Genomic DNA, 7,932 nt, shown 5'->3' with positions numbered 1-7,932 from the left:
GACGTACTGCGTGCTCGGCACCGCGCGCCGCCCCCGGGACGACGGCGCGGCCCCCCTGGCGCCGGAAGGCTAGTACCGGCAAGGGCGAGGCCGGCCCGTCCGGCATGTGAAATCGGCGGCGTGCGCCGGGCCGGCGGTGGTGGGATCGCGGCATGAGTGATCTTCGTATCCGGGCCGCGTGCCCCTCCGACGTGCCGACCGTGCTGGAGTTCTGGCGGACCGCCGCCGAGGGCACGAGCATCAGCGACGACCGCGCGGGCGTGGACCGGCTGGTCGCCCGGGACGCCGGCGCCCTGCTGCTCGCGGAGCGCGACGGAGCGCTGGTCGGGACGGTGATCGCGGGGTTCGACGGGTGGCGGTGCCATCTGTACCGGCTCGCGGTGCGGCCGGAGGCCCGGCGTCAGGGCATCGGATCGGCGCTGCTCGCGGCGGCCGAGGAGCGGTTCGTGGCACTCGGCGGGCGACGCGGCGACGCGATGGTCCTGGACCGGAACGAGCGGGCCCACCGTGCGTGGGAAGCCGCCGGGTACGCGCCCGAGCCGCAGTGGTCGCGCTGGGTGAAGCCCCTGACCGCTCCCTGATCTCCCGACCGACACGCACGCTTTGCCGATCCTTTACTATGGGCTGACTCATCGGAACTTCTGCGAAAGGTGTGAGCGTCCGCCCATGGGCGAGCCTCCCAGTACCCGGTCCTTCCTCCTGCACGGTCCCCGTGATCGCGCGCCCCTCCCGTCACTGGCCGAAGATGGGACGGAGGTGACCCGATGACCGAAGTACTCCTGCTCGCCGTGGCCGTGCTGCTCTCCCTGGCCTGCGGCGCGTTCGTCGCGGCGGAGTTCTCGCTCACGACCGTCGAGCGCAGCGACCTCGAGACGGCCGTGGAGCGCGGCGAGCGCGGCGCGGCCGGCGCCCTCAAGGCCGTACGGAATCTGACGTTCCAGCTCTCCGGTGCCCAGCTCGGCATCACCGTCACCAATCTGGTCGTCGGCATGCTCGCCGAGCCGTCCATCGCCAAGCTCATCGCGGGCCCGCTCGAGTCCCTGGGCGTCCCGGGCTCGGCGTCGACCTCGGTCGCGCTCGTCCTCGGCACCGCCCTGTCGACCGTGTTCCTGATGGTCGTCGGTGAACTGGTGCCGAAGAACTGGGCGATCTCCTCGCCGCTGGCCGTGGCCAAGCGGGTGGCGACGCCGCAGCGCTGGTTCAGCGCACTCTTCCGCCCGTTCATCACCCACCTCAACAACACGGCGAACCGGCTGGTGCGCCGCTTCGGCATCGAGCCCACCGAGGAGCTCGCCTCCGCGCGCGGCCCCCAGGAGCTGATGGCGCTGGCCCGGCACTCGGCCAAGGAGGGCGCCCTCGAGGCGGACACCGCCGAGCTGTTCGTGCGCACCCTGAACCTGGCCGACCTCACCGCGGAGAACGTGATGACGCCGCGCGTCCAGGTCATGGCCCTGGACCTCCAGGCCACCTGCGAGGACGTGGCCAACGCGACCCGCGCCACCGGTCTGTCCCGCTTCCCCGTCTACCGCGGCAGTCTCGACTCGGTCGTCGGTGTCGTCCACATCAAGGACGTGCTCGCCGTCCCCGACCACCAGCGGGCCCGCAAGGGCGTCGCCGACCTGCTCCGCGAGCCGCTGCTCGTCCCCGAGACGCTCACCGTGGACCGGCTGCTCGACCGGCTGTCCGGCAAGCGCACGATGGCCGTCGTCATCGACGAGTACGGCGGGACCGCGGGCGTCGCGACGCTGGAGGACATCGTCGAGGAGGTCGTCGGCGAGGTGCGGGACGAGCATGATCCGCACGAGACGCCCGACATCGCGCCCGCCGGCACCGACGACGCCGGGCGGACCCTGTACTCGGCCGACGGCGCCGCCCGCACCGACCGGCTCGCGCGGGTCGGGCTGCGGGTGCCCGACGGCCCGTACGAGACGCTGGCCGGTCTCGTGGCGACCGAGCTGGGGCGCATCCCCGGCGTCGGTGACACCGTCGAGGTCACCGGCTGGCGCCTCGACGTGGTCGACGCACACGGACACCGCGCCGCACGCGTCCTGCTGCACGCGCCGGCCGCCGAGGACACCCCGGACACCGAGGACGGGGCCAGGGACAGGTTCCCGGACCGAGGCAGGGACAGGGACAGGGACAGAGGTAAGGACAGAGACCGGGACCGGGAACGGGACCGGCACCGCAAGACGAAGGGGGCAAACCGATGACCGCGATCCAGTTGCTGATCGGCCTGGCGACCCTGGTCGTCAACGCGTTCTTCGTCGGCGCCGAGTTCGCCCTGATCTCCGTGCGGCGCAGCCAGATCGAGCCGCACGCCGAGGAGGGCGACCGGCGGGCCCGCAGCGTCCTGTGGGGGCTGCAGCACGTCTCCGCCCTGCTCGCCGCCGCGCAGCTCGGCATCACGCTGTGCACCCTGGTCCTCGGCATCGTCGCCGAGCCCGCGATCGCGCACCTGCTGGAGCCGCTGTTCGACGCCGTCGGGGTGCCGCACGGCCTGGTGCATCCGATCTCGTTCGTGATCGCTCTGTCCGTCGCGACGTACCTGCACATGCTGCTCGGCGAGATGGTCCCCAAGAACATCGCGCTGGCCGAGCCGGTCCGTTCGGCCCTGCTGCTCGGCCCGCCGCTGGTGGCCCTGGCCCGGGCGCTGCGCCCGGTGATCTTCACGGTGAACGCCTTCGCGAACACCCTCCTGAAACTGCTCAGGGTGGAGGTCAAGGACGAGGTCGCGGCCACGTTCTCGGACGACGAGCTCGCGCGCATGGTCAAGGACTCCTCGGACGCCGGTCTCATCGACGACCGCGCCCAGGAGCGCCTGCACGACGCCCTGGAACTGGGCCGCCGCCCGGTGAAGGACGTCGTCCTGCCCCTGGAGGAGGTCGTCTACGCGCGCGTGGGCGTCACCCCCGAGCAGCTGGAACAGCTGTCGGCCGAGTCGGGCTTCTCGCGCTTCCCCGTCGTGGACGAGGGCCGGCGCATCGTGGGCTACCTCCACGTGAAGGACGCGCTGGACGCGGCCCCGCGCGACCTGCCGTTCCGGGTGCCCGACATGCGCTCCATCGCGCGCGTACGCGAGACGACGCCCATGGACGACGTCCTCACCGCCATGCGCGGCAGCCGCACCCACGTGGCCGCCGTGCTCGGCGCGGACGGCCGGCTCGCGGGCATGGTCACCATGGAGGACGTCCTGCGCGAGCTGTTCGGGCAGCCCGTCTGACCCGGCGTTCCCGGGTCGTGGCGGACCACGCCGCGGCCCGGGATACGATCTCTGGCGCCATGCAGATGAATGTCAAGTACACCAGTCTCGTCGCGGTCGGCGACTCCTTCACCGAGGGCATGTCGGACCGGCTTCCCGACGGGTCGTACCGCGGCTGGGCGGACCTGCTCGCCGGCCGGATGGCCGCCCGCAGCCCCGGCTTCCGTTACGCCAATCTGGCCGTGCGCGGCAAGCTCATCGGGCAGATCGTCGACGAGCAGATCGATGTCGCCGCCGCGATGAAGGCCGACGTGGTCACCCTCGTCGGCGGGCTCAACGACACCCTGCGGCCCAAGTGCGACATGGGGCGCGTGCGGGGGCTGCTCACCGAGGCCGTCGAGCGTCTCGCCCCCTCCTGCGAACAGCTGGTCCTGATGCGCAGCCCCGGGCGCGACGGACCGGTCATGGAGCGCTTCCGGCCGCGCATGGAGGAGCTCTTCACCTGCATCGACGACCTCGCGGCGCGGCACGGCGCCGTGGTCGTCGACCTGTACGGGGCGCCGGTCCTCGGCGAGCAGCGGCTGTGGGACGTCGACCGGCTGCACCTGACCGCCGAGGGGCACGAGCGGGTGGCGGAGGCCGTGTGGCAGGCGTTGGGATACCCGCCGGAGTCCGACTGGCGGGCGCCACTGGACGCGGCCGCGCGGCCGAACTGGGGTGCGCGGCGCGTCGCCGACGCCCGCTTCGCCAAGCAGCACCTGGTGCCGTGGATCGGCCGCCGTCTCACGGGCCGTTCCTCGGGCGACGGACGCGCGCCCAAGCGGGCCGCTCTCGAGCCCTACGGGGACGTCTCCACGCCGCCCGACGCCTGACAGGGCCCAGACAGGGCTCTAGGCTGCCCCCATGGAGGAGTTCGACGGGGTGGAGGTCCGCGCGTTCCCGGACGCCGAGGCCTTCGAGAACTGGCTGGCCGAGCACCACGCGCGCGAGGCGGGCCTGTGGGTCAAGGTGGCGAAGAAGGCGTCGGGGATCGCCTCAGTCACGGACGACGAGCTGGTCGACACCGGCCTGTGCTGGGGCTGGGTCTCCGGCCGGCGCCGCGGCCTCGACGAGAAGTACTACCTGCAGAGGTACGTGCCGCGCCGCAAGCGGAGCCTGTGGTCCCAGGTCAACGTCGAGAAGGTCGCCGCCCTCGCAGCGGCGGGCCGGATGCGCGAACCCGGTCTCGCGGAGGTCAGGCGGGCCCAGGAGGACGGCCGCTGGGACCGCGCCTACGCGTCCCAGTCGGCGGCCACCGTCCCCGACGATCTCGCGGCGGCCCTCGCCGCGGACCCGGCGGCGGACGCCGCCTTCGCGTCCCTCGACCGCACCGCTCGCTACCTCGTGCTGCTCCCGCTGCTCCAGGCGGCGACCCCCGAGGTACGCAGGACACGTCTGGAGCGCGCGGTGCGGACACTGACCGGGCCGGAACCGCAGGCCGCACCTCACCCGGAGCCCTGAGACGGATCCCGCACCGGCGGCATGTACGAGGGGGCGACGGCGCCCCGCCCGCGTCAGGGGGGTCGGCGCCCTCGTTGAGCTGTAGGTTCCTCCATCCCTGCCGTGGTGCGGAGCTTGTAGGGACGCCCGGTAAACTCGGTCCACGTGACTGCGCCTGCCAAGCCCCGTATCCCGAACGTACTCGCCGGACGCTATGCCTCCACCGAGCTCGCCACCCTCTGGTCCCCCGAGGAGAAGGTGAAGCTGGAGCGCCGCCTCTGGCTTGCCGTTCTGAAGGCCCAGAAGGACCTGGGGATCGAGGTGCCGGACGCCGCGATCGCCGACTACGAGCGCGTGCTCGACCAGGTCGACCTGGCCTCCATCGCCGAGCGCGAGAAGGTCACGCGGCACGACGTGAAGGCGCGCATCGAGGAGTTCAACGCGCTCGCCGGGCACGAGCAGGTCCACAAGGGCATGACGTCCCGCGACCTGACGGAGAACGTCGAGCAGCTGCAGATCCGGCTCTCCCTCGAGCTGGTCCGGGACCGCTCCGTCGCCGTCCTCGCGCGCCTCGGCAAGCTGGCCGGCGAGTACGGCGAGCTGGTCATGGCGGGCCGCTCGCACAACGTCGCGGCGCAGGCCACGACCCTCGGGAAGCGCTTCGCGACCGCCACCGACGAACTGCTCGTCGCGTACGGCCGGGTCGAGGAGCTGCTCACCCGCTACCCGCTGCGCGGCATCAAGGGCCCCGTCGGCACCGCACAGGACATGCTGGACCTGCTGGGCGGCGACGACACGAAGCTGGCCGAGCTGGAGGACCGGATCGCCGGTCACCTCGGCTTCTCCCAGGCCTTCACCTCCGTCGGCCAGGTCTACCCGCGCTCGCTCGACTACGAGGTCGTCACCTCGCTGGTGCAGCTCGCCGCGGCCCCCTCGTCGCTGGCCAAGACGATCCGTCTGATGGCCGGGCACGAGCTGGTCACCGAGGGCTTCAAGCCGGGCCAGGTCGGCTCGTCGGCGATGCCGCACAAGATGAACACCCGCTCCTGCGAGCGCGTCAACGGCCTCATGGTGATCCTGCGCGGCTACGCGTCGATGACCGGCGAGCTGGCGGGCGACCAGTGGAACGAGGGCGACGTGTCCTGCTCCGTGGTCCGTCGCGTGGCGCTGCCGGACGCGTTCTTCGCGCTCGACGGCCTCCTGGAGACGTTCCTGACGGTCCTCGACGAGTTCGGCGCGTTCCCGGCCGTCGTCGCCCGTGAGCTGGACCGGTACCTGCCGTTCCTCGCCACCACGAAGGTGCTCATGGCGTCCGTGCGGGCCGGTGTCGGCCGCGAGGAGGCCCACGAGGCCATCAAGGAGAACGCGGTGGCCTCGGCCCTCGCGATGCGGGAGCAGGGCGCCGAGCGCAACGAGCTGCTCGACAAGCTGGCCGCCGACGCCCGCATCCCGCTCGACCGCGCCGAGCTCGACGCGCTGATGGCCGACAAGCTGTCCTTCACCGGCGCCGCCGCCGGCCAGGTCGGGCAGATCGTCGCGCGCGTCGAGGAGATCGCGAAGCAGCACCCGGAGGCCGCCGGGTACACCCCCGGGGCCATCCTCTGACCCGGCTCACCCCCGCGGACCTGGAGGCCGCCCGCGACCGTCTCGTACCGGACGTCGTCGCGGGCGGCCTCTCCGTCCTGTTCTGCGGGATCAATCCGGGACTGATGACGGCCGCGACCGGTCACCACTTCGCGCGGCCCGGCAACCGGTTCTGGCCGGTGCTCCACCTGTCCGGGTTCACCCCCCGCCTGCTGCGGCCCGACGAGCAGGACGAACTCCTGTCGTACGGGCTCGGGATCACCAACGTCGTCGCGCGGGCCACCGCGCGGGCCGACGAGCTGAGCCCCGCCGAGTTCCGCGAGGGCGGCCGGCTCCTGGAGGCCAAGGTGGAGCGGCTGCGGCCGCGCCGGCTCGCCGTCGTGGGCGTGACCGCGTACCGCGCGGCGTTCGGCGAGCCGAAGGCCGCGATCGGGCCGCAGGAACGGCTGATCGGCGGCGCCCGGGTGTGGGTCCTGCCCAACCCGAGCGGGCTCAACGCGCACTGGACGGCCGCGACGATGGCCGAGGAGTACGCGCGGCTGCGCCGGGCCGCCACCCCTGAATAGGCGCAGGCCGCCCGCCGTCGTGGGTGCGCCCGGGCTCTTCCCCCGTGCGGCCCGCGCCGTCGCTACGGCTTGCGGGCCACCACGCCGAACTGGGCCACCAGCGGGCCCTCCTCGGCGCCCTCGGAACGCCAGCGGGCGCAGGAGACCAGTCCGGGCTCCACGATCTCCAGGCCGTCCAGGAAACCCCGCACCTCGGCGCCGGTGCGCGCGGTGATCGGCGGGGTCGCGTTCTCGTTCCAGAACTTCATCGCCGCCTCGTTGCCTTCGCCGCCCAGCTCCAGGGTCGGATGCGTGAGGACCACGTAGCTGCCGGACGGGACGGCGTCGACGAGGCGCCGGACGATCCCCGTCGCCTCCTGGGTGTCCAGGACGAAGTTCAGGATGCCCAGCAGCATGATCGCGACGGGCCGGTCGAAGTCGAGCGTGTCCGAGGCCGTCCGCACGATGGCGGCGGGGTCGTGCGCGTCCGCGTCGACGTAGTCGGTGGCACCCTCGGCCGTGCTGGTGAGCAGGGCGCGGGCGTGGGTCAGCACGATCGGGTCGTTGTCCACGTAGACGATCCGGGCGTCCGGGGCGATGCGCTGGGCCACCTCGTGCGTGTTGTCCACCGTCGGCAGGCCCGTACCGATGTCGAGGAACTGGCGGATGCCCGCCTCCCCGGCGAGGAAGGAGACCGCGCGGCCGAGGAAGGCACGGTCGGCGCGGGCGACCTCGCCGATGCTCGGGTACATGGACGTGACCATGTCGCCGACCTGCTCGTCGACCTCGTAGTGGTCCTTGCCGCCCAGCCAGTAGTTCCACACACGGGCGTTGTGCGCGATGTGGCTCGCGATGCGCTCTCCCGGCTGCTGCGCGCTGTCGTCGCTCATGTGCTCCCCTTCGTGCGCCGGCTGCTCGACCCGCGCCCCGGGCGTGCCGCCCGGGGTCAAGATCCCATGCTCGCAGGGTAGTTCCTCGCGCCGACAACGCGCCGCCCGACCGTACGGACGTACGGGAGCCGGGGACCGGAGGCCGGGAGCCGTAGGCCGGAAGCCGGGAGCCGTAGGCCGGAGGCCGGACCGCCGCAAGCGTCAGGCGTCGCGGCGGCGCACGGCCCACCAGCCC

The 7,932-nt window shown here is 72.7% G+C and carries 8 protein-coding genes; 7 read left to right on the top strand and 1 reads right to left on the bottom strand.

The genetic code is table 11. The features are described from left to right. The first annotated feature begins 152 nt into the window (after window positions 1–152). The 7 genes from GTW43_RS15240 to mug all read left to right on the top strand — a co-directional run bounded on the left by GTW43_RS15240 (window position 153) and on the right by mug (window position 6,828). Window positions 153–581 carry a GNAT family N-acetyltransferase gene (locus tag GTW43_RS15240; protein ID WP_161300797.1) on the top strand — a complete coding sequence of 143 codons (429 nt, stop codon included), beginning with the start codon at window positions 153–155 and terminating at the stop codon, window positions 579–581. Between the two features lie 183 nt (window positions 582–764). Next, on the top strand, window positions 765–2,210 hold the full coding sequence (locus tag GTW43_RS15235; RefSeq protein WP_237536453.1) for a hemolysin family protein: 1,446 nt from the start codon (window positions 765–767) through the stop codon (window positions 2,208–2,210). Further along, the gene (locus GTW43_RS15230) at window positions 2,207–3,220 is read left to right on the top strand and encodes a hemolysin family protein (protein ID WP_161300798.1); all 1,014 of its coding nucleotides are present in this window, start codon (window positions 2,207–2,209) and stop codon (window positions 3,218–3,220) included. The genes GTW43_RS15235 and GTW43_RS15230 overlap by 4 nt, the downstream gene beginning before the upstream one ends. Window positions 3,221–3,279: 59 nt before the next feature. Further along, window positions 3,280–4,071, top strand: coding sequence for an SGNH/GDSL hydrolase family protein (locus tag GTW43_RS15225; protein WP_161300799.1), 792 nt, complete (start codon window positions 3,280–3,282; stop codon window positions 4,069–4,071). 31 nt (window positions 4,072–4,102) lie between these two features. Beyond that, window positions 4,103–4,699 carry a YdeI/OmpD-associated family protein gene (locus tag GTW43_RS15220; protein ID WP_161300800.1) on the top strand — a complete coding sequence of 199 codons (597 nt, stop codon included), beginning with the start codon at window positions 4,103–4,105 and terminating at the stop codon, window positions 4,697–4,699. A gap of 144 nt (window positions 4,700–4,843) precedes the next feature. Next, window positions 4,844–6,283, top strand: a complete 1,440-nt coding sequence (gene purB / locus GTW43_RS15215) for an adenylosuccinate lyase (protein WP_161302465.1) — start codon at window positions 4,844–4,846, stop codon at window positions 6,281–6,283. Further along, the gene (mug, locus tag GTW43_RS15210; protein WP_161302467.1) at window positions 6,280–6,828 is read left to right on the top strand and encodes a G/U mismatch-specific DNA glycosylase; all 549 of its coding nucleotides are present in this window, start codon (window positions 6,280–6,282) and stop codon (window positions 6,826–6,828) included. Before purB ends, mug begins: the two co-directional genes overlap by 4 nt. Before the next feature lie 62 nt (window positions 6,829–6,890). Here the strand turns inward: mug and GTW43_RS15205 are convergent, their stop codons facing one another. Then, window positions 6,891–7,697 (bottom strand): SAM-dependent methyltransferase, encoded by an 807-nt coding sequence (locus GTW43_RS15205; RefSeq protein WP_161302463.1) that lies wholly within the window; start codon window positions 7,695–7,697, stop codon window positions 6,891–6,893. Between the last annotated feature and the right edge of the window lie 235 nt (window positions 7,698–7,932).

The organism is Streptomyces sp. SID5785 (assembly GCF_009870065.1).
Classification (GTDB): Bacteria; Actinomycetota; Actinomycetes; order Streptomycetales; family Streptomycetaceae; genus Streptomyces.
Note: the sequence above shows the minus strand (reverse complement) of the source record. Positions and strands in the feature narration are given on the sequence as shown.

What these genes read in the sequence shown, in the direction of transcription:
- GTW43_RS15240 (WP_161300797.1), top strand. Translation starts at nt 153, where the DNA reads ATGAGTGATCTTCGTATCCGGGCCGCGTGCCCCTCCGACGTGCCGACC.
- GTW43_RS15235 (WP_237536453.1), top strand. Translation starts at nt 765, where the DNA reads ATGACCGAAGTACTCCTGCTCGCCGTGGCCGTGCTGCTCTCCCTGGCC.
- GTW43_RS15230 (WP_161300798.1), top strand. Translation starts at nt 2,207, where the DNA reads ATGACCGCGATCCAGTTGCTGATCGGCCTGGCGACCCTGGTCGTCAAC.
- GTW43_RS15225 (WP_161300799.1), top strand. Translation starts at nt 3,280, where the DNA reads ATGCAGATGAATGTCAAGTACACCAGTCTCGTCGCGGTCGGCGACTCC.
- GTW43_RS15220 (WP_161300800.1), top strand. Translation starts at nt 4,103, where the DNA reads ATGGAGGAGTTCGACGGGGTGGAGGTCCGCGCGTTCCCGGACGCCGAG.
- GTW43_RS15205 (WP_161302463.1), bottom strand. Translation starts at nt 7,697, where the DNA reads ATGAGCGACGACAGCGCGCAGCAGCCGGGAGAGCGCATCGCGAGCCAC.